Here is an 18409-nt window from a genome sequence, read left to right on the forward strand (position 1 = left end):
TCCCGGCGCGTTGGCACGGAGGTACGCCGACCGGGCATGTCCCGGTCCCCGTTTCCCGACTCCCTGCTTCTCCCATGTGCCGGTTGAGCCGTTGCTGTGCCATTGCATGGACCGCCAGTGCCCTGTGTGTCGCTTCGGCCACTCTGAGCGCGCAGGAGGTCGGGCGCGACAGCGTACCCGCGGTACGCCGCGATTCAGCACAGGCGAGCGCTGCGCCCGGTAGCGGCCGCTGGCCGATCATCCTCCCGGGCATCACCTTCGCCCCCGAAACACGGTGGGCGGCCGCGATTGGCGGGTTCAAGGTCACCAAGAGCGCGGCGTCCCCTGGCCAGCGCCCCAACACCTACGCCGTGCGCGGGCTCTATTCGCAGCGCCACCAGGTACAAGCGTCGTTCTCCCTCGACCGGTGGAGCGCCGACAATGCGGGGCGAATCGAGTTCGATGCGGCCTTCTCCCGCTTCCCCAATTCGTTCTACGGCGTGCGTGCGGCCCTTGCCGACAGCGCCGAGCAATACACGCCGCGTACCGCGTCGCTCGTGGGCAGCTATGTGCACCGTGCCCGACCGGGATTGTACCTGGGCGGGCGTGTGGCGCTCGAAGACGCCGCCCTCACCGCCATTGCCGACGGCGGAACGCTGGCCACGCTGCTCACCACGCCCGCCTTTGCCGGCGGCGAGCGGTGGCGCACCGCCAGCGCCACGCTCATTGCCAGCTGGGATACGCGGGATGTGTTCTTCTTCCCCACGCGTGGGTCCGCGGTGTGGCTCAACATCGGCCGAGCGCTGGGCGTGCCGGGGGCCACACACCAGTTCACGCGCATCTCCCTCGACGCGCGACGTTACCAGCCACTCGGCCGCGGACTCGTACTCGCCGTGCAGGGATTCGGCGTGTTCACCGAGGGACGTGTCCCCGTGGACAACCTGCCCGCACTGGGCGGGGCGAGCCTCCTGCGCGGCTACTTCGCCGGGCGCTTTCGCGACCGCACGGCGCTCGCCACACAGGTGGAACTCCGCACGCCGACGTGGCGCCGACTCGGTGCGGTGGCGTTTGCCGGCGCAGGTGCCGTAGGCCCCACCCCCAATGCGCTGTCGCGCGACGACGTACGCAGTGCCTGGGGGGTGGGGGTACGCTTTGCCCTCAACGGCGATCGCCTGAATCTGCGCATCGACCGCGGCTTCGGCACAGGGAGCCGCGGCATCTACATCACGGCCGGCGAAGCGTTCTAGTTTCCCGCGCCGAAGAGCCGCAACACCGCACTCATGACAGGCGTGATCTGGCGGGATTCCGCCTGATCGGTGATGGCGACGGCCACCGTGACGCCAGCGTCAGGAAACACCATGGCGCTGGTGCCCCAGAACCCACTGTGTCCGTAGCCGCGCACGCCGCGTACAACGGTGCCAAAGATGCCCAGGCCGTAGCCCGCCATCTCCGTGCTGCGCGGCGCCAGCATGGTGTCCAGCGTGCGTCGCTGTGCGAGCACCCGGCCGTCCAGCAACGCCGTGAGAAAGTGCGCCACGTCGCTCATGGGTGCGGCGATCCCGCCACCGCCGTACAGATCGAAGCTGGGGTCAATGTCGTACGCGTCGAACCCGCCAAGATACTGGTGAGCACGGTCGGCGATACCGGACGGTGCGGGTTCGAGTGTCTCCCACCAGGTGTGGCGAAGGCCAAGGGACTCGAAGCCCACGAGGCGACGCACCGCCGGGCCCAACGGCATCCCGGTGAGCCGCTCCACGATGGCGCCCAGCAGGGTGTACCCCGAATCGGAGTACCGGAACTGCGCACCAGGCGCCCCCACCGGCGCCAGGCTGTCCACGAGCCACTGCAGCTGTTCCTCGCGCGTCCAGCGATACTGCGGGGCCGTGCGCAGTCTGGCCACATAGCTCGGCACCGCCGGATGCTCGTGAAATCCCGCGCGATGACTGAGGACCTGTTCGATCGTGATCACGTCGGTCCGGTAACCATCGCCTCGCAGCAGCGCGTCCAGTGCAGGAGGCAGGTGAGTCGCCAGCGGATCCGCCAGCGACAGCTTCCCCTGCTCGACCAGTCGCAACACCGCCGCCGCCACATACGTCTTGGTGTTGCTCGCAATGCGCACCGGCTGCTCGGGGCGCAGTGGCACACGACGCGCCGTATCCGACATCCCGGCGGCTACGCTCCAACGCCGACCGTTGGCACGCGACTCCACGGCAATGATGAGGCCAGGCATGCGCGGGCGCGCCGCGACGATGCTGTCGGCGAGTCGCTGCAGGGCGGGAGCGATGCTGTCCGCCGGGATGGCCACCGGCGGCTGCGGCACCACGGCCTGCAGGAGCGCGGTCACGAGCAGGATACTGGGCATGAGAGAGAACATGAGTGAGAGACGGACGCTGCGCCATTGCCAGCGTCAAAGGTGGCAGCGGATCGCGTGTGGCGCATCCTCCCCGACGCGCCGCGCGCGGTACCTTACGCCGATAGACCGTCGACTATACCCAAGGGACACACGTGCTGCACTACTGGTTCACCATCGGGCGTATGCTCGCCTCGCGTTTCACTCGGCCTCGCGTTCGCTTCGACGCCACCATTCGGCGCACCTTTCGCGTGCGACTCTTCGACTGTGACGGGTTTCGGGTGATGACGGCGGCGAAGTACCCCATGTACATGGACTTCATCCGTTGGGAGATGATCGCGCGCTCCGCACTCTTCGACGCCATTCTGCGTCGCGGACTCGCGCCCACCCTGGGCTCACAGAAGCTCATCTATCGCAAGCCGCTCAAAGTGTGGACGCGTTTCGATGTGGAGCTCGAACTGGCCGGCCACGACGACAAGTGGATTTACCACATTCACCGCTTCGAGCAGGGGGGTGAGCTGCGGGCACTGGGCATCACGCGCGCGCTCATCTGGAGGCGCGACGTGCCCGCGGCCCTCCCCCAGCTGCTGCAATCGTTGGGCGCCACCGAACCCATGCCCCCGCCGGCGTGGGTCACGGCGCTGTTCGCCAGCGACCGCGAGCTCCTGGAGGCCAACGGGAACGGCCTCGCGCCCCGGTGAGCCGCCTGGCCTAAGCGGGGGGCAAGGCGGACAGGAAGAGCCCTCTGGCGGCCAGGTGGCAGTGCGGTGACTGGACTATTGCCCCTCGGAGCGTAGCATCAACCGACCGGGCAGGCGCCACTCCGCAGCTGCCGCTTGCCGCCCCACGCCCCGCCCTCCGAGGAGAACGCCATGACCACCGTTGCCGCGCTGCTGGACGTCAAGGGACACTCGATTGTTTCCGTTGGCGCGCAAGCGTCGGTGCTCGACGCCGTACGGCTCATGGCGGACAACGGACTGGGGGCCGTGCTCGTGACGAGCGGCGCGGACGTGCTGGGCATCTTCACGGAGCGCGATGTCATGCGGCGCGTCGTTGCCCAAGGCGTTGACCCCGCGGTGACCCCGGTGTCCACCGTCATGACCGCGGCGGTGGTGACGTGTCTCCCCGCCACGACCCTCGACGAATGCGGCGCCATCATGACGTCGCGGGAAATCCGCCACCTGCTGGTAGCCGACAGCCAGGGGCTGCACGGCATCATCAGCATCCGCGATGTGCTCGCGCACCGCACTGCCGAGCAGGAGAGCACCATCCGGTTCCTGAACGAGTACATGTTCTCCGCGCGCGGGTGACCGTATGCAAGTGACCGTACGCGGGTGACCGTACGCGGCTGATCGCGCGCGGATTGCACTTGCGGCGTTACCCCATCGCCAGCATTTCGCCGTGGTGGTACACAGCCGAGGTGGGTGGCGTGTGGCGTGCGGCCGCCACCATGGCTGCGGAAATCTGCTCCACGCGAATGGAGCGGTACTTCACGGGTGTCACCCAGGAGAACAGCGGTAGCAGCGTCTCCAACAAGCGTGGCGTATGCCGTGACCCGATGATCATGGCCGGGCGAAACACGCTCACCACGGCAAGGCCGCTCGCCAGCACCGCCGCTTCGGCTTCTCCCTTCACGCGATTGTAGCGCGACGTCCCCGCCGCACCCGACCCATGCGCGGAAGCGGCAGCATTGGCGCCTACGGCCGACATGAGCGCGAGGTGCCGCACCTTCCCTGTGGCAGCCAATCCGCGCGCAAAGGCGGCGTTGAGAGCCACATCGACATCGCGATGCTGCGCAATGGTGAGTTTCGCCGTGCCCGCGCCAATGCCCAGCACACTCAGCCCCACCACCTCGCCCTCGAGTGCATCAACCGCGTCGCTGGTCGCCTGCTGCAGGTGCCCCGGCGTCATGTCCGGCACCAGCACCTCGCGCAGCGGCACCCGCGCGCTCTTCGCCTCTGCCAGCTGTGCAGGGAGTGACGTGCGCCCCACGGTGACCACCGTGCGGAACGCACCACTGCGCAGCAGCGCCCTTACCAGCACCCCTCCCACCGACCCGGAGGCACCAAGCACGATGGCACTACGGGGTGACGCCGTCACAGCGCGCGCTCCCACGTCTCCCCCAGCAGCCCCTCGCCGAACAACTGGTGTGGTTCACGGTGCACCAGCCGATATCCCTCGGCCTCGTACAGGGCCCGCGCCGTGTGCAGCACGCTGTTCGTCCAGAGTGAAATGGTGGTGTATCCCGCCTGCGTGCAGAAGTCGGTGCACAGTCGCACCAGCCGCTTCCCGATACCCAGCCCGCGCGCCTCGGGGAGCACGAGCAGCAGCCGCAGTTTGGCCACGTGGACCCGCTCCGGGTGCTGCACGATCATCACCGACCCCACGCGTGCCCCCTGGAACTCGGCAATCCAGCAGCGTTCGCGCTGCGGATCATGCTGCGCCGCAAAGCCGTTGGTCACCGCCGCGACCAACGCCTCGAAGCGTGCGTCCCAACCGTACTCGCGGGCGTACAGACTCCCGTGCGTGCGCACGATCCACCCGAGGTCATCGTGGTGCGCATCACGCAACGCGTATGTGACTGCCTGTGCGGACGACGCGGAAGCATGATTGGGCAACATGCCATCAGCCTGCGTCACGGGGCGACGGGTGGCAAGATGCCGTCAGGGCTCGCCCTCGGCCTGACGGTCCAGATGTGCGACCAACTCTGCCGGCAGCTGCAGCTTGTGACTCAGTGCCGCCAGATAGGCACGCTCGGCGGGGTGATCCACATCGATGGCCAGCCGCGATACCAGATACAGTTCACTCGCCTGTTCGATTCCGCGCGCCGACGCCGCAATGGCCGCCGGGTCGGCCGGACGCGCCAGAGCGTCGAACACGAAGGCCTTGCTCTCCGCGTCGAGCCCTAGCTTTTCGACCTGCTCGAAGAGCGCCCGCTGTTCGGTGGCATCGATATGCCCGTCGGCGTTGGCGGCCGCGATCATCGCCTGAATGAGCGCCAGCTGAAACGGCCGCCCGTCAGCGGCAGGATAAGCGTCCACCACGAACTCCCGCGCCACCTGCCCCGTATCGGCCGCCGTGGCGACCGGCGCCGTGGCGGCCGCCTTCCCTTGCTGCCAGCTCTGATAGGCCCTGTAGGCCAGCGCGCCGGCAATCGCCGCGCCGCCATAGCCCAACGCCCCCGTGCCCATCTTCTTGAGTTTCTTGCCGCCAAGCATGAGGCCCAACAGCCCTCCCACGGCGGCCCCGCCGCCAAACCCGCCCAACCCCACGGAGTCGAGCTGCTGTTTGGCCGCGCCACCCGCCTGACGGAGCGAGCCGGAGGTGTTGGTGCCCAGAAATTGTGCAAGCAGCTTGTTGGCGTCGAGCATGGGAAGGGTGAGGAGCAAAAGGGGAGAACGACGGCGAGGTCAAGGGTGCGCGCGATGGCGTACACGTTGAGCATGGCCGCGGCGCGCCAGCCAGTACCATAGGGCATACCGGCGCTCACGCGGGCGGGTTCCACGCTCGGCACACGTTGTCCTTCCGGCCATCGTTGCGCATCAATTCAGCGGTTTCCGTTTGCCCGCTTCACACCGCCACCATAGGTCAGGCCGCGCCGCCCTCGCCACCAGCGGGCGCATTCTCGTCAAGCTGGGCGCCCGCGCGCTGCTCGCCAACGCCCTTGAAATCGACCGGGAGCGCCTCGGGCGCCGGGTCGAGGCACTGCTGCGCGCCCGCGCTGCGGGATGCTCGGTACGGCTCGTGTCCGCCGGCGCCATCGGGATCGGCTGGCCACGACTGGGCTATCCCGACGCCCTCCACCATCCCGCAGCTCCAGGCCGCGGCCGCGGTGGTGCAGAGTCACTGCATGCAGCAGCACATCGACCTGCTGCAGCCGCATGGAATGCACGCTGCGCAGGTGTAGCTCACGCACGGCAACTTCCAGAATCGTCGGCGCTATCTCAACCTGCGACGCGCCCCCAGGCACTGCAGGAGGCCGGTGCGCTCCCCGTCATCAACAAGCACGATACGGTCTCGGTAAACGAAATCCGCTTTCGTGACAACGCCTTGCTTGCCGCGCTGGTGGTCAATGCGGTCGACGCCGACCTCACCGTGATCTTCTCCGAAGTGCACGGCCTCTACGACGGGGAGACCAAGCGCAAGGAAGGCTCGCTCGACGACATCCTTGCGGGCCGTCCTGTCGGAAGGCCCCTTCCTCCGTGCTGGCCTTGCTCCGTGAGATCACGACTGCCGTCGATGGGCACCACAGCGGCATGATGCGACGGAGATCGAGTTCCGCCCCACCGTAGAGGTACCGGCGCACTCCACGCCCCAAGCGATGCTCGATATGGCGCTCGGCGCATGCGTACTGGCGGCGGAGTCCCCGGCCGCGGACGGCGGCCGGAAGCGCAGCGCCATGTTGGGCACCGTGAGTACGTGCGTCGCTTCGCCAGTGAGGAACTGCACCGTGGCGGTCATCCCCGGCAGCAGGGCTACCGTCGGGGTTGTCCACTATGACAACCACCGTGCAACTCACCACCCGGAGATCGTTCGCAAGCACGAACAGCTTCGGCGCCGAGAGGCTGGCCGCGACCGTCTGGCCCACATCGAACGGGCGCTCGATCACCACGCCATTGATGGGGGCGTAGATGCTGGTGTAGGCAAGGTTCTGCTTGGCCCGCTCGAGGGCGATGCGCGCCGTCGCGAGGTTGCTGCGCGCCAGGGCGTGGTTGGTGCGTGCGCTGTTGAACTCCGTTTCCGTCACGATCTTCTCGTCGTGGAGCGACGAGGTGCGCTCGAACTCCTCCTTGGCTTGCGCCAGCTGCGCCTCGGCGCGGGCCAGCCCGGCCTCGGCGTTTTGGAAGGCCTGGCTCTGCAGGATCGGATCGATGCGCGCGATGAGCTGCCCTCGCTTCACACGGTCGTTGAAGTCGGCGCGCAGCTCCGCAACGCAGCCACCTCCAGCACGCCCCCGCCGCCGCGACGAGATCGGGGGAAGCGATCGTGACCCGCCTCAAGGTGCTCATGGTCGTCCCCCTGGACGGCGGAATGGGCGTCCCGGCCCGATCATCCATGTGATGACCGACGGAAACCGCCTGCAGAACTGGACGGCGAAATCGGCTCGACATGATGAGATGCCGACCAGCGCCGAGGAGGGCAAGCACGGCGTCCCAGACAATCGTGCCGGGGCAACACCTACAGACAGCGGCGAACGGCGGCGGCATGTTCGGAGTATCCGGCCATCGAGCCGCTGGTACCCGAACCTGCCGCTCTGGAGAGGCGTTGCCATGTTGACCACAGCAGCACTCAGGGATTTACGGGATCGACTGGGATCGACCCGCACCCTCAGCATCTTTCTCGGCGAGAGCGCCGAGGACCCGGCTGGCCGCACCATGGGGCGGCGGACACTCGCCCATCTGCTCGATCATCTGCAGGACGACCTGCGGGGCGCATCCCACGCGGAGCGCGTGGCGTGTGAGCAGGCGGTTTCCCACGCGCAGGAGCGTCTCGGCGAGATCCCGTTCAGCACCCGCTTCTCCGGATGGGTGGCGTTCGTGACGGCCGAAGCGGTCATGTACGCGGAAATGGTCCCGGTCGCCATGCCCACCCGGGTTTCGTGGAGCAACGGCCCTCGGCTGGCACCGTATCTGCGTGCGTTCGGCCTGCCGCGCCCGACGGCCGTGGCCGTGATGGATTCCGCGTCGGCCCGACTTTTTCTGTGGAAGCACGGCGTGCTCGCCGAGCAGGAGACGGTCACCACGGACCTCACCCTTGGCTCCATGGACCACATGGGGGCCCCGCCGCGCCCCGGCTTTCATACGGGCACCCGCGGTACGAGTGGTGCCGATGTCGCCGAGCAGGAGCAGCGCACGCGACTCACGAAGCATGTGCACGCGGTGGGCGATCGGCTGATGACGCTCGCCGCTGCCGACGGTCGCGTTCTGGTGGGTGGGATTCCCACCGTCGCCCAGATGATGGTCTCGCACGTGGTGAGCGAACGGCGCGGGCAGGCGCGGGTACTGGCGGGGCTCGATGTGAACGACTCCGCGGCGGGTGTGGCGGCGCGCACGGCGGTGGCGGTGGGCGAATGGGCGCAGGAGCTCGACCTCGCCGACCTGACCGCGCTCGCGGAACAAGGGTACCCCGGAGGCCTCGCAGCCTTCGGCCTCACCCCGGTCTTCGCCGCGTTGCGGGACGGGGCCGTTGATCGGCTGCTGATCTCGGAGCACTTCCTGGATCGCTGGCCCAAGGAAGTGGAGTCGGCGCTGGAACTCGCGCTCGATACCAGGGCGCAGCTGCGCTACCTCACAGGCGCCGCTGGTGAACGTCTCGATTCGGTGGGCGGAGGTATCGCCGCCCGGCTGCGCTTTCCGGTCCTCGTGCCGAGCACCACCGCAGGGTTGGAGGTGCAGGCCAACGGCTGATGGGGAGCCACGCTGAAGGCCGACGGTCCCCGCGCCGTTGGCCTTACAGCGCCGTCGGATAGGTCTCGGGGAGTGCCGACGGCGACCACGTTCCGGCGTGCTCGAGCGGTTCGACCGCCCGTGTCCGGTCGTAGTGCAGGACGAAGTCGAACTGCTCGGGGAGCCGCGCGTGGAAGTAATGGCTTTGCCGCTCGGTCGCCGGTCGGTAGAGCACGCCGATTGCCCGTTCCAGGCGCGGCACGTTGAGGAGTGCGGTGGTGGCGTCGCTGCGGGTGAGGTCCACCGTGAAGTTGGGGGCAGGGCCACCGCTCGCGACCTCGTGAAACAGCGCCTCGTAGCTGCCGGGGTGTGCCGGGCTGACCCGCATGCACCGTGCCGTCCCCCCCCACGTGTCGGATGCGGTGACCGAGCCGACGTAGCCGGTGAAGCCCACGAGACATGCGGCCCGGCCGAAGGCCTGCCGAACGAGTTGCCCGACGTTCACCTCGCCGAGTTCGTGCATCTCGGTGGCGCGGGTATCGCCAAGGTGCGAGTTGTGCGCCCACAGCACGAGTGCCCCATGTCGCTGCTCGGCCTGCAGAAAGGCGCGCAGCGACTGCACGGTCTCCATCATGTGGCGGTCCCGTACATTCCAGGACAGCGCCGGATGACCGAACAGCGCGCGATGGTAGTGTTCTGCGTTGCGGATGAGGCGGGCGTTCTGCTCGGCGAAGAATCGATCCTCGGCGGCGATCAGCCCGTCACGCCGGAGGAAGGCATCCGCGTGCCGCTGCATTTCGACCAGTTGCGCGACGACCTGCTGTTCGCAGTCCTCCCTCAGCCCCAGCGTGACCAGCCGGCCATAGCGCTGCGGGTCGGCACCGCCGGCATCGAGACACCGATAGCGTTCCCTGGCGCGATCGGCGGCATCGGGATCGATGGTGTCGAGGTAGTCCACGAGTGCCGCGATCGATGCGTGCAGGCTGTACAGGTCGAGTCCGAAGATGCCCACGCGTTCCGGCGGTGGCAGTTGCTCGTTGTGGGTGCGCAGCCACCCCACGAAGTCGAGCATGTCGGCGTTGCGCCACATCCACTGCGGAAACCGGGTGAAGCCGGCCAGCGCATCGGTGGCCAGCGCGTCGGCATCCGGTCGTGCGGTCACGTAGCGATGCACCCGCCACGCGTCGGGCCAGTCGGCTTCGATGAGAATGGCCGTCACGTGTCCCTCGCGGATGAGCCGCTTGGTGAGCTCGGCCCGAATGCGATAGTACTCGTGCGTCCCGTGCGATGCTTCGCCCAGCAGCACGAGGTCCGCACGGAGCGCGCGGGCCAGTACCACGGCGAAGTCGTCCTCGGCCCCGTGCAGCGGGTGCACCGTGCGTCGCAACGCCTGCACGAGATCGTGATCACGCGCGCCATGCATGGCCATCACCCCGGTGCGAGCAGATGCGCCTGACGCCGCTCGGCCTCCGCCAGCAGGGCGATCACCTCGGCATCCGATGTGGGAGAGAAGTCGTCGTACCACATGCCCACGGCCTGCAGGTTCGGCACCTCCGCCACGGAGACGCACGCATTGGCCTCGATGCACAGCCTGGTCAGGGCGTCGGCGTCGGCGACCGGTACCGCCACGAGAATGCGCCGGGCGTGCCCTTGCCGCGCGACCCCCACGGCGGCGCGCATGGTCGCACCCGTGGCGAGGCCGTCGTCCACCAGCACCACATCGCGTCCGTGCAGCTGCAGTGGCGGCCGGGTGCCGCGATAGACCTGCCGGCGGCGCACCAGTTCGGCTCGCTGCGTGCGCACGACGCGGTCGAGCACGCCGTACACATCGGGACGTCCTCGCAGGGCCGCCTCGTCGAGGACCTGCACGACGTCGCCATTGAGCGACGCGATCGCGCCGACGGCATACTCCTCGGCGCCGGGCAACCCCAGCTTGCGCACCGGGAGCACATCGAGTGGCGCGCCGAGTAGCCTGGCCACCTCGTAGGCCACGGGGACCCCGCCACGGGGCAGACCGAGGACCAGCAGCGAATGCGGTGGCTGCCACGCATCGGCGAGCGCTGCCACCTTCACCGCCAACTGCCTGCCGGCATCATGGCGGTCGTGGAAGGCCGGACATTTCATGGGTGACTCCTGTGCGGGCGATTGGTTCCTGCACACTGCCCATCGCGCGTCCACCGGGCGCCCCGGCAATTCCCGACAACGCGTCGGGCGAAGTCCGATACTGCGCGGCGAAGGTGCGGGCGATGTTCCCGCTGCATTCACGAATGGCATCGCGTGAACGGACGCCTTCTCCCCGAACGCTGTTGGAGTGAATGACCACCTTCCGGAGGCGCTCATGCCCAGGAACATCTTCCGCCGTCTGGTCTTGCTGACAGTCGTTCCGCTGGGCGGCTGTGCGTCGGCCGCGCTTCTTCCCGCGCCGGCGGCACGGACCGTCCCCGGCGCCACGAATACCCTCGTGGACGAGGTCGCCGGTGTGCGCGTGACGGTGCAGGCCGATGCCTGGCAGGGCTCGCGCTCGGTGCTCGGGCAGGTCCAGCCCATGCGCGTCACCATCGACAACCACAGTCGCTCCACGGTGCGAGTGCGGTACGGCGACTTTGCCCTCGTCACCGCCAAGGGCCGACGGTACCCCGCGCTCCCGCCGTTCCGCGTGGAGGGCGAGCTGCTGTCGCCGACGCTCTCGATGGGCCTGTCACCCTTTGCCACGCCGGGTTTCAGCTACCGGCGCTTCTACGTGGCGCCGTACTTCGCGCGCCTCTATCCCGGCGTCCCGGTGTACACGCGCTCCTACGTGTTGTACGACCCGGGCTACTATGCGTTCTGGTATGCCGACTTCGCGCGCGCCGTGCGTCCGTCGGTCGAGGTGTTGGCGCTGGCCCTGCCCGAGGGGGTCATCGAACCCGACGGACAGGTGTCGGGGTTCCTGTACTTTCGCACCGTGGACCCGGACGCGGGGACCCTGTCCTTCCGCGCGAGCATCGTGGCGGTGCACGACGGCACGGCGGCCACCGGCGGGCTGGTCCTTGGCGAGGCGGTCATGCCGTACGTGGTGGAGAAGCGGCGCTGACGGCGCGCGGGGGCGGGGGCGGCGCCGGGCGTTCGGCCCCGTCGCTCACCGGTCCCGCGGCGTGGACGTTCGCCGGCGGGCGAGTGCCCGCGCCGCATGCTCCCGTACCACCTCGTGTGCGCGCTCGCTCATGGCCGCGAGCACCGCAACATCGTCCTCGGCGCCGATGTTGCCCAGCACCATGCACGCATTGCGCTGCAGCATCCACCGCTTCGCGCGCTTGATCGCCGAGCCCTTGAACGCGGCATCATGGTCGGCCGGCGTCATCATGAGGAGCGCACGCGCGAGCGCGCGTGTGCCCTCGCGGACGCTCGCATTCCATCCGTCTCCTCGGACAGCAGCACCAGCCGGAAGAACCGTCCGCACACGGGCGGTCGGGAGAGTCCGCTGCAACGTGATGTCTCGCAGCGTCAGGCGCCCCGCCCGGCCACGTTCCCGTGTTGATATCTTCGCACGCGGCCGTCACATGTGGCATGTGCTTCCTCTTGCGATGCTCGCTGCGAGCCCTGATCCGCGGCGGGCGGCGCCGGAGGCTTGGTGGCGGCCAGGAGTGGGGTAGGCTTGCGGCCACAGGCGCGAGCGCCGGTCAGGATCTCTTCGTCGCGCGGCTCTCCGGAGCGGGGGTGCCCCTCTGAGTTCGTCCGCTGGACGGCAGCGGGAACGGCGAGGGCGCGGAGATCGCAGTCGACGGCAGCCGTCGCATCTACGTGGCCGGCTCGCGTGCGGGCTCGCTGACCGTGGGCGCCACGAGCCTCGCCGCACCGGGTACGCGCGATCTGCTGCTGGCGCAATTCAGCGACGCGGGGGCATTGAGGCGTTCGACGCCAACGATCAGGACATCACCAGCATCCTCCGCTTCGCGAGTCTGGGGGACCCGCTGCCGCCGTACAGCGGGGACGACGACTCCGGCGATGACGATGGCGACACGGGCACGCCGCCGACTGACCCCAATCCGCCGGCCACCGCGGTGCCCGAACCGGACAGTCTCGCCCTCCTCGCCGCGGAGCTGGGCGGTCGGCTGATGGCGGCCCGGCGCCGGTCCCGGCGGGGGTAAGTTCTCCCGGCGGGACACCTCCCCCCGCTCCCCATTGCCACGTCCGCCGTTCACCTCTCAAGGATGAACGGCGGGTCACCCTCGGAGAGCGCCCCCCAAGGGCGCGAACAGACCGGTCAGGCGCCGGGCCTCTTGCTGACCGTCTTCGGCGGTTTGCAGATAACGCCACTGGGGCAGGAGTCCGACGCGGCCACCGAGGGTGACGCCACGCACGCGCGTTGGAATGCCGAGGTTCACGAGTTACGCCGCCGGCGACGCAAGCTCGCGCTCCTGGTGTACCGGCATGGCATCAAGCGTCCGGTCTCGCGTGACCTGCTGCTGGACTTGCGCCGGCGCGAGTTCGAGGCGGCGTGCGAAACCCTGGCGCCGCGCCAAGGCGTTCGCGGACGACCGGCGGGCGTTCGAGCGGTCCTGAGCGAGCGAACACGCCCCCGGCCCGGTTCACGCCAAGAACCACTCTACCGGGCGGCGCAGGCTCACCGGTTCCGGATAGCGGTTGACGTACCCGACGCGCAGCAGGAACTGCAGCGTGCCGTCCACGCCGAGCACCCCCTCGAGGCCGGCGCGGGTCTCGGGCTCCTCGAGCATCTGCGTCATGGGGTGCGCGGCGATACCGAGGGCGCGCAGCCTGAGCAGCAGCCGCTGGTAGCGGCGGCCCGCGTCGAGCAGCGCCTCGCGCGAGCCGTCGGCGCTCGTGAGCACCAGCCAGCCGCCGCCGGCGCCCGCCTGCGTGGTCGCCATCTCCACGCCCCGCTGGCGGAAGCCGGGCGTCATCACGGTCGCGGCCGTGTAGCGCGACCGTACCCACCACCCTGCCACGCCGTTGATCTCCATGCTGGCAGGCGTCAGGCCGTCGCGCTTCGCGCGCGCGTCGGCGTCCTTGAAGCGGATCCACTCGGCGAGCTCGCGTTGCGCGTCGTCGCGCGCGGCCTGCAGGCGGTTCGCCTCGATTGTCCCGTCGCGCAGGCGCGTGGCGGCCGCGGTGCCGCGCCCGAACCACTCGGCGCGTCCCCCCGTCGCCACCAGGGTGCGGGCATCGGTCGCGGAGAGCGGCGTCTCGGCGTGGCCGGAGCGGACCGTGCGACGGCGATGGATCGCCTCGAGCACCGCCGGCGCGTCCGCGCGCGGCGCACGTGGCGTCAACTGCACGGTGGCCACCGCGTCGCCCGCGGCGATCGGTGTCACCGCCGCATCGAAGCCGAGCGCCTCGCCTGCCTGCGCGAGGTTCTCGAGGAACGCCCCGAGCGACAGCGTGAACTCGCGGTCGGTGGGATCGACCGCCGGCAGCCGGCGCGCCGGGTCGCCCAGCAGCACGAGCCGGTCGGCGCCCTCGCGCCGCACGCGCCACGGCTGGCTGTTGTGTGCGCTCGACGCGAGGGCGGCGTAGCCGAGCACGCGGACGACCGGGTCGTCGGCCGCAGCCGGTTCGCCAGCGGTCGCCACCAGGAGCCCCGGCAGGTCGTCGCGGCGGACGCCGCCACAGGCGGCGGCCGCGCCCGTGACGAGCGCGAGCGCCCCAAAGCGGCCGATCGCGGCGCGACGGTCCATCGCGCCCGTCACTGCGCCGGCTCCAGCGCACCGATCGCCGCGGCCCGCGGCAGCTCGGCGGGCGGCACGGTGTACTGCAGGCGCAGGATGGCGAAGCGCCCGTGGCGCCACGACGGCGTGTCGGCGTAGCGCCAGATCGCGTCGCCCTCGGCGGGCAGGCGGAGGCCGTCCAGGTCGCGGTGGGCGCAGAGCGGCGTGGTCCAGCGCTCGCCGTCGTCCGGCAGCGAATGGCGGTCGTTGTTGGCGAAGTCGACGAGGTCGTCGCTCGCGTCGAAGAACAGCGTGGTGAGCGGCGGGCAGCCGATGGCGAGCATGAGCATCAGGACGGCTCCTGGGCGGCGGATTGGGGTGGGGCGCTGCGGCACCCCGCCATTCTACAGGCCGGCCTTCGGGCGTCGCATCGGGGGGGGCCGGGCAGGAGGACAGGGGGTCCCCCTACCGCACCCTCCTCGCCGAGCTTCTGGTGGCGCCGTTCGGCGGGGCGACGTACGGCTGGAGAGGGCGAGGCGGGGGCGACCTGAGTCATGCGACGACGAGCAGACTGACGGCGCCGGTTGCCGACATCGGATGGCCCGCCGCCTGTGTCCTCGCTGCGGCAGGTGGTGTTTCATCGAGGCGACAGCGGCGTTCTGTCGAAGAAGCGGGGTCCGGCGGTATGCCGCCATGCGCAGAAAACTCGGCAAGATTTTCCAGTCGGTGACAGGCACGATGCTTGCTCGTAGTGCGCTGCTGGTTGCAAGGCCAGCCGCCGATCACTGAACACCCCTCCTCCGGAGTTCACCATGAACCGTATCGCCGCCGCCGTTGGCGCCGCCCTGCTTCTCGTAAGCCAGGTCGCGCAGGGGCAGAATCTCATCAGGAACGGGTCGTTCGAACTCGGCACCTTCGGTCCCGTCATCGCCGATCACTTTGTCGATCTCAACCCTGGGGACACGAAGCTGTCCGACTGGACGATCGATTTCGGCACGGTCAACTGGCATCGGTCGGAGTCGTTCAACGTGAATCCCGCCCAGGACGGCCGGTACATGATCGACTTCGTGAACAACGTGAGCTACTCGCGGCCGTTCGGGGGCATTTCCCAGAGTTTCGCGACGACCCCGGGCCAGATGTACCGGCTTGGCTTCTGGCTCGCCGGCCCGGGCGGCTTCACGCCGGATCCGCGCGTGGTGGAGGTCGATGTAACCGGTGGGCTGTGGGTACCCTTCTCCACACCGGCCTCGGACAGAAACGGCGTGAAGTGGGAGTTCAAGCAGTACGACTTCACGGCGACCGCGGCCAGCACCACGCTGGCCTTCCGGGCGCCAACGAACAGCACGGGCTACTGGGGGCCGTTCGTTGACAACGTGAGCGTGTCGGTGGTCCCCGAGCCCTCCGCCTTCGCCCTCTTCGGCGCCGGCCTGCTGGGCCTCGGCGTCGTGGCGCGCCGCCGCCGCCCGCGCTGACCGCGTCGGAGATTGGTCGGGCGACCGTCGCGTCGCCTCTTCGCTCGCCCGGTACTGCGCGCGGAATCCCGTCGCGCTGGAACGGCTGACGTACGACCGCAGCGCGAAGGCGGTGACGTACCGGTCCGACTAGTCCGAGGGCCCGACGGCGGGCACCGAGCCCGACGCCCCGATGCCCCCGTGCGTCTGGCCCGCCCGACGCCCCGCCACCAACGCGGGGGACGGTTGGCGTGCGCGGTCGGGCTGGCGAGGCAGGGGCTGGGGCCGATGCTCAGCCCACTGCGATAGAATCTCCTATCCCGATTGCCGCTTGCACCGTGGCCGCCTTCGAGCGCGGTTCGCATGCCCTGCCGTTGGGATACGTGTCGATGTATTTCACCAGCTGCGGCGGTGTCGCGTTGCGCTCGCCGCGCTCTGTCGTGCCACGAACGGTGAAGTTGGTGGCGATCAGTCCGGGGAACCGTATGGTCCTCGTACGGCACGGTGGCCCACCATCGCCGCGATAGGTGTACGACACGGGCGGCGACGGCGAGAACACCGGCACTCCGATCTCAACCGTGAACGGACCGACGGGTACCGCCGAGAGTTCGACGGTGAGCCCGGTGAGGTCGCCTGCCAGGGGACAGGTGAGGTCGTCCGAACCGCACCCTGCGGTGAGCGCGAGCAGTACCACGAGTGCCGCACGATAACTTCGGATCGTTGGTGGTGTGCGCATGTGCATTGGATTCATCAGATGGACCGTGAAAGATTTCGGAACGTGATCGGCTGAGGTGCGGTGGCGCTCAGTTAGTGGAGACAACACCGATCACCTCACCGGTGGTGGCGTGCATGGTGACCTGTAGTTCCCGCCGCATCATCCAAGGTTGGACGCACAAGTAATTGACCTGCCAGAGGGGAGTCCGCTCCCTCTGGATGAGCTTCATGACGAAATCCCGCAGCGGCGGCGTGTCGGTCGTACGCCATGCCACGTACATCGGCTCGGTAATGCGAGCCACGGCGTCGCTGTCCATCCAGTGTTCGGTAATCGCGTCAACCGCGCTCGGAGAATTGTACGCGTCATCAACGCGAATCAGCTGCGCCGACTCGACATGGAGTGAAATGTCGAGGCGTTGCTCACGCGATGCTGAACGGAACAGAAACCACCACCCGCCATTGAGCGTGCTTCTCCCGTCCGCACCAATCCATGGCCCTTGCGTCGGCCGTTCGTCGAGTGCGAAGTCGAGCACGCCGCCCGTGAGGACGATCATCTTTGCGTCTGATGCCCACGCGCGTACTGTCGGTTCCAGTACGGCGAAGGCGTCCCGGGCGGTCAGCGCCTTACCGGGGAGCTCCACCGTTGCGCGTGATCTGACCGGTTTGGGCGTGCGCACCACCGGCTCCGCTGGTGGCGGACTGCCGAGCACGAGCACGCCCGTGCTGTCCGCCATGTCGTCCAGTCGATCGGCAATCGTGGTGGGTCCAAGCCACTCAACATTCCCCAGCTGCATCACCTCGGCGAAACGCTTCCCCGCCGCACGACCAGCGTCCCCCTTCCGCTTGGCCGGATAGAGCGCAGGGGCGAGCGCATCGGCCGACGTGCCTTCCGGCAGGAGCGCTTCGAGCCATTGTGGGTCGTGCTCGCTGTCGTCAATGCGCAGCGAGCGGCTCAGGAACCGGCAGGTGTACACCGAGACCAGTTCGCCCTCGCTCCAGATCAGCACCGCCCAGTACACATCCTCGGCGAAGTGATACTCCAGCACCGGCGCGCCCACCATGAGCGAGAGCCGAGCGCCGATATCGCCATCCGGGTTGTTCTCCGGCGCGTACGTCTCGAAGGGGACGAAGGCATGCCAGCTGTCCGAGAGCGGCAGTAACGCGCCGGTGAGCGTGCTGGCGCGCAAGGCGTCGTGGAGCGCGTCGTCTGGAAGCCATGGAGTGCGGCGGAAGTGCAGACTTTCGCTGAATTCGCTCATTGTGGTTCTCGCCGGAAGTCTCTCATTGATTACCGCTGTGTCGTACGTGTCTTGCCTGAAAACATTACAGGGAACGCGTGCGGTCACAATCCTGAGGACCAGTGCGCCATGGCACCCAAGTGCATCCGGACCCACATTCCGGACATGCGCAATCGCCCACTTGCCCTCCTGTTCGTCCTACTCGCCGTTGCTGGCGCGCCCCTGGTATCGGCTCAATCTGCCAACTCACTCCGCGCGCGCATCGAATCGCCGCGCATCGTTGGCGTTCCCGGTGCCGCCGGGCTCACGCTCGACGATCTGCTCGCGCGTGCCAACACGCCCGGTATCAGCGCGGCGGTCATCCACAACTTCGCAGCGCACTGGTCCCGTGGGCACGGCGTGGCCGATGCCGCCACGGGCCGCCGAGTGGATGCGCGCACGCGCTTTCAGGCGGCCTCGATCAGCACGCCGGTGACGGCACTTGCGGTGATGCGACTGGTGCGGGACGGCGAACTTGCGCTCGATGACGACATCAACCGCACGCTCCGGTCGTGGCATGTCCCCGATTCGGAGTTCACGCGCACGCAGAAGGTCACGTGGCGAATCCCGTCGCGCTGGAGCAGCAGACGTATGGCCGGACCGTGAA

General features: G+C 68.8%; 20 protein-coding genes. 7 read left to right on the top strand and 13 right to left on the bottom strand.

Annotation, left to right across the window (positions count from 1 at the left end):
* Nucleotides 1–74: 74 nt before the first annotated feature.
* Entirely contained in the window at nt 75–1226 is a 1152-nt protein-coding gene (locus O9271_RS10500) for a BamA/TamA family outer membrane protein (protein WP_298269196.1), read from the top strand.
* Here the strand turns inward: O9271_RS10500 and O9271_RS10505 are convergent.
* A complete protein-coding gene (locus O9271_RS10505) occupies nt 1223–2341 on the bottom strand; it encodes a serine hydrolase (RefSeq protein ID WP_298269199.1) in 1119 nt (372 codons plus the stop codon). The genes O9271_RS10500 and O9271_RS10505 overlap by 4 nt on opposite strands.
* Nucleotides 2342–2514: 173 nt before the next feature.
* Between O9271_RS10505 and O9271_RS10510 the strand changes: the two genes are divergently transcribed.
* Nucleotides 2515–3030: an acyl-CoA thioesterase gene (locus O9271_RS10510; RefSeq protein ID WP_298269202.1), complete on the top strand. Its 516-nt coding sequence runs from the start codon at nt 2515–2517 to the stop codon at nt 3028–3030.
* A gap of 171 nt (nt 3031–3201) precedes the next feature.
* Nucleotides 3202–3639, top strand: coding sequence for a CBS domain-containing protein (locus tag O9271_RS10515; RefSeq protein WP_298269204.1), 438 nt, complete (start codon nt 3202–3204; stop codon nt 3637–3639).
* A 67-nt stretch (nt 3640–3706) separates the two neighbouring features.
* Here O9271_RS10515 and O9271_RS10520 read toward each other — a convergent pair whose 3' ends face one another.
* From O9271_RS10520 to O9271_RS10540, 5 genes are all read right to left on the bottom strand, one after another.
* On the bottom strand, nt 3707–4429 hold the full coding sequence (locus O9271_RS10520) for an NAD(P)H-binding protein (protein ID WP_298269206.1): 723 nt from the start codon (nt 4427–4429) through the stop codon (nt 3707–3709).
* Nucleotides 4426–4968 carry a GNAT family N-acetyltransferase gene (locus O9271_RS10525; protein ID WP_298269209.1) on the bottom strand — a complete coding sequence of 181 codons (543 nt, stop codon included), beginning with the start codon at nt 4966–4968 and terminating at the stop codon, nt 4426–4428. The genes O9271_RS10520 and O9271_RS10525 overlap by 4 nt, the downstream gene beginning before the upstream one ends.
* Before the next feature lie 24 nt (nt 4969–4992).
* Complete coding sequence (locus O9271_RS10530) at nt 4993–5700, bottom strand: DUF533 domain-containing protein (RefSeq protein WP_298269213.1); 708 nt, start codon at nt 5698–5700, stop codon at nt 4993–4995.
* Nucleotides 5701–5917: 217 nt separating this feature from the next.
* Nucleotides 5918–6136, bottom strand: coding sequence for a hypothetical protein (locus O9271_RS10535; protein WP_298269216.1), 219 nt, complete (start codon nt 6134–6136; stop codon nt 5918–5920).
* Nucleotides 6137–6419: 283 nt separating this feature from the next.
* Complete coding sequence (locus O9271_RS10540; RefSeq protein ID WP_298269320.1) at nt 6420–7301, bottom strand: efflux RND transporter periplasmic adaptor subunit; 882 nt, start codon at nt 7299–7301, stop codon at nt 6420–6422.
* Nucleotides 7302–7599: 298 nt separating this feature from the next.
* Here O9271_RS10540 and O9271_RS10545 point away from each other — a divergent pair, with 298 nt between their 5' ends.
* Nucleotides 7600–8736 (top strand): hypothetical protein, encoded by a 1137-nt coding sequence (locus tag O9271_RS10545; protein WP_298269218.1) that lies wholly within the window; start codon nt 7600–7602, stop codon nt 8734–8736.
* Between the two features lie 43 nt (nt 8737–8779).
* On the opposite strand, the gene O9271_RS10550 is transcribed toward O9271_RS10545, so the two are convergent.
* Together O9271_RS10550 and O9271_RS10555 are read right to left on the bottom strand one after the other, a co-directional pair.
* Nucleotides 8780–10144: an erythromycin esterase family protein gene (locus O9271_RS10550; protein WP_298269221.1), complete on the bottom strand. Its 1365-nt coding sequence runs from the start codon at nt 10142–10144 to the stop codon at nt 8780–8782.
* Nucleotides 10144–10839 (bottom strand): phosphoribosyltransferase family protein, encoded by a 696-nt coding sequence (locus tag O9271_RS10555; protein WP_298269223.1) that lies wholly within the window; start codon nt 10837–10839, stop codon nt 10144–10146. Before O9271_RS10555 ends, O9271_RS10550 begins: the two co-directional genes overlap by 1 nt.
* 214 nt (nt 10840–11053) lie before the next feature.
* Here O9271_RS10555 and O9271_RS10560 point away from each other — a divergent pair, with 214 nt between their 5' ends.
* Complete coding sequence (locus O9271_RS10560; protein ID WP_298269226.1) at nt 11054–11788, top strand: hypothetical protein; 735 nt, start codon at nt 11054–11056, stop codon at nt 11786–11788.
* Between the two features lie 45 nt (nt 11789–11833).
* Here the strand turns inward: O9271_RS10560 and O9271_RS10565 are convergent, their stop codons facing one another.
* The 3 genes from O9271_RS10565 to O9271_RS10575 form a co-directional block, all read right to left on the bottom strand.
* A complete protein-coding gene (locus O9271_RS10565; RefSeq protein ID WP_298269228.1) occupies nt 11834–12058 on the bottom strand; it encodes a HEAT repeat domain-containing protein in 225 nt (74 codons plus the stop codon).
* A gap of 1225 nt (nt 12059–13283) precedes the next feature.
* Nucleotides 13284–14402 (bottom strand): nitroreductase family protein, encoded by a 1119-nt coding sequence (locus O9271_RS10570; RefSeq protein WP_298269230.1) that lies wholly within the window; start codon nt 14400–14402, stop codon nt 13284–13286.
* The gene (locus O9271_RS10575; RefSeq protein WP_298269233.1) at nt 14399–14710 is read right to left on the bottom strand and encodes a DUF6544 family protein; all 312 of its coding nucleotides are present in this window, start codon (nt 14708–14710) and stop codon (nt 14399–14401) included. Before O9271_RS10575 ends, O9271_RS10570 begins: the two co-directional genes overlap by 4 nt.
* Nucleotides 14711–15172: 462 nt before the next feature.
* Here O9271_RS10575 and O9271_RS10580 point away from each other — a divergent pair, with 462 nt between their 5' ends.
* Complete coding sequence (locus O9271_RS10580) at nt 15173–15832, top strand: DUF642 domain-containing protein (protein WP_298269235.1); 660 nt, start codon at nt 15173–15175, stop codon at nt 15830–15832.
* Nucleotides 15833–16103: 271 nt separating this feature from the next.
* Here O9271_RS10580 and O9271_RS10585 read toward each other — a convergent pair whose 3' ends face one another.
* Nucleotides 16104–16547: a hypothetical protein gene (locus tag O9271_RS10585; protein ID WP_298269237.1), complete on the bottom strand. Its 444-nt coding sequence runs from the start codon at nt 16545–16547 to the stop codon at nt 16104–16106.
* 67 nt (nt 16548–16614) lie between these two features.
* Nucleotides 16615–17871 (bottom strand): hypothetical protein, encoded by a 1257-nt coding sequence (locus O9271_RS10590; RefSeq protein ID WP_298269239.1) that lies wholly within the window; start codon nt 17869–17871, stop codon nt 16615–16617.
* Nucleotides 17872–17928: 57 nt separating this feature from the next.
* On the opposite strand from O9271_RS10590, the gene O9271_RS10595 reads away from it, so the two are divergent.
* The gene (locus O9271_RS10595; RefSeq protein WP_298269242.1) at nt 17929–18408 is read left to right on the top strand and encodes a serine hydrolase domain-containing protein; all 480 of its coding nucleotides are present in this window, start codon (nt 17929–17931) and stop codon (nt 18406–18408) included.
* Nucleotide 18409: the final 1 nt, after the last annotated feature.

It is taken from the genome of Gemmatimonas sp., from assembly GCF_027531815.1.
Taxonomy (GTDB): domain Bacteria; phylum Gemmatimonadota; class Gemmatimonadetes; order Gemmatimonadales; family Gemmatimonadaceae; genus Gemmatimonas.

What these genes read in the sequence shown, in the direction of transcription:
- O9271_RS10500 (WP_298269196.1), top strand. Translation starts at nt 75, where the DNA reads ATGTGCCGGTTGAGCCGTTGCTGTGCCATTGCATGGACCGCCAGTGCC.
- O9271_RS10505 (WP_298269199.1), bottom strand. Translation starts at nt 2,341, where the DNA reads ATGCCCAGTATCCTGCTCGTGACCGCGCTCCTGCAGGCCGTGGTGCCG.
- O9271_RS10510 (WP_298269202.1), top strand. Translation starts at nt 2,515, where the DNA reads ATGCTCGCCTCGCGTTTCACTCGGCCTCGCGTTCGCTTCGACGCCACC.
- O9271_RS10515 (WP_298269204.1), top strand. Translation starts at nt 3,202, where the DNA reads ATGACCACCGTTGCCGCGCTGCTGGACGTCAAGGGACACTCGATTGTT.
- O9271_RS10530 (WP_298269213.1), bottom strand. Translation starts at nt 5,700, where the DNA reads ATGCTCGACGCCAACAAGCTGCTTGCACAATTTCTGGGCACCAACACC.
- O9271_RS10535 (WP_298269216.1), bottom strand. Translation starts at nt 6,136, where the DNA reads ATGGTGGAGGGCGTCGGGATAGCCCAGTCGTGGCCAGCCGATCCCGAT.
- O9271_RS10545 (WP_298269218.1), top strand. Translation starts at nt 7,600, where the DNA reads ATGTTGACCACAGCAGCACTCAGGGATTTACGGGATCGACTGGGATCG.
- O9271_RS10550 (WP_298269221.1), bottom strand. Translation starts at nt 10,144, where the DNA reads ATGGCCATGCATGGCGCGCGTGATCACGATCTCGTGCAGGCGTTGCGA.
- O9271_RS10555 (WP_298269223.1), bottom strand. Translation starts at nt 10,839, where the DNA reads ATGAAATGTCCGGCCTTCCACGACCGCCATGATGCCGGCAGGCAGTTG.
- O9271_RS10560 (WP_298269226.1), top strand. Translation starts at nt 11,054, where the DNA reads ATGCCCAGGAACATCTTCCGCCGTCTGGTCTTGCTGACAGTCGTTCCG.
- O9271_RS10565 (WP_298269228.1), bottom strand. Translation starts at nt 12,058, where the DNA reads ATGATGACGCCGGCCGACCATGATGCCGCGTTCAAGGGCTCGGCGATC.
- O9271_RS10575 (WP_298269233.1), bottom strand. Translation starts at nt 14,710, where the DNA reads ATGCTCATGCTCGCCATCGGCTGCCCGCCGCTCACCACGCTGTTCTTC.
- O9271_RS10580 (WP_298269235.1), top strand. Translation starts at nt 15,173, where the DNA reads ATGAACCGTATCGCCGCCGCCGTTGGCGCCGCCCTGCTTCTCGTAAGC.
- O9271_RS10585 (WP_298269237.1), bottom strand. Translation starts at nt 16,547, where the DNA reads ATGCGCACACCACCAACGATCCGAAGTTATCGTGCGGCACTCGTGGTA.
- O9271_RS10595 (WP_298269242.1), top strand. Translation starts at nt 17,929, where the DNA reads ATGCGCAATCGCCCACTTGCCCTCCTGTTCGTCCTACTCGCCGTTGCT.